This is a genomic window from Bradyrhizobium sp. sGM-13 (assembly GCF_018398875.1).
Lineage (GTDB): Bacteria > Pseudomonadota > Alphaproteobacteria > Rhizobiales > Xanthobacteraceae > Bradyrhizobium.
Genome location: NZ_JAGWDK010000458.1, coordinates 1 through 230, shown reverse-complemented (window position 1 = coordinate 230; position 230 = coordinate 1). Strand labels below are relative to the sequence as shown.

Sequence of the window (230 nt, the reverse complement as noted above, 5' to 3'; positions counted from 1 at the left end):
CGCGCCACAGCGCGATCCGGTCCGGCATCCGATAGCCCTGAATGATGGCGAACCACGGATTGCCCCGATAGAGCGGGATGGAGGCCGGCGGACGGAAGTCAAAGGCAGAGTGCGCCCCCTCGTCGTGTCCCATGAGCTTGCGGGCCGGACCAAACGTCGCATTTTTCATCGAGATGAACCGCCAGACGGCTATGAATCGCGTCAGGCGCGACTCGGAAAGTCGATTGTCC

The 230-nt window shown here is 62.6% G+C and carries 1 pseudogene; it reads right to left on the bottom strand.

Annotation, left to right across the window (positions count from 1 at the left end):
• A pseudogene (locus KJQ96_RS41290) lies at window positions 1-230 on the bottom strand (hypothetical protein); the annotation flags it as partial.